The organism is Bacillus sp. SIMBA_005 (assembly GCF_046535585.1).
GTDB classification, from domain to species: Bacteria; Bacillota; Bacilli; order Bacillales; family Bacillaceae; genus Bacillus; species Bacillus pumilus.
The window spans coordinates 1-231 of sequence record NZ_JAWRWI010001270.1; the positions used below are offsets into that span (position 1 = coordinate 1).

Consider the following 231-nt stretch of genomic DNA (forward strand, 5'->3'; position numbering starts at 1 on the left):
CTAGTAACGAGGGCATTGTGGCCCCCTCCTTTAACTTAGTTGATGTTAAAGGGGATAGTTATAATCTTGCTGACTACAAGGGTAAAAAAGTGTACGTAAAGTTTTGGGCTTCTTGGTGCTCTATTTGTTTAGCTGGCTTAGAAGAACTAAATACATTGGCTGGTGAGGAACAGGATTTTGTTGTCTTAAGCATCGTTTCGCCGAACTTTAATAATGAAAAAGACAGTGATG

1 protein-coding gene is annotated in these 231 nt (G+C 39.4%); it reads left to right on the forward strand.

The features are described from left to right. Positions 1–17 precede the first annotated feature (17 nt). Positions 18–231, forward strand: a 214-nt coding sequence (locus tag SB660_RS24155) for a TlpA family protein disulfide reductase (RefSeq protein WP_410585178.1), incomplete at its 3' end; no start/stop codon positions are given.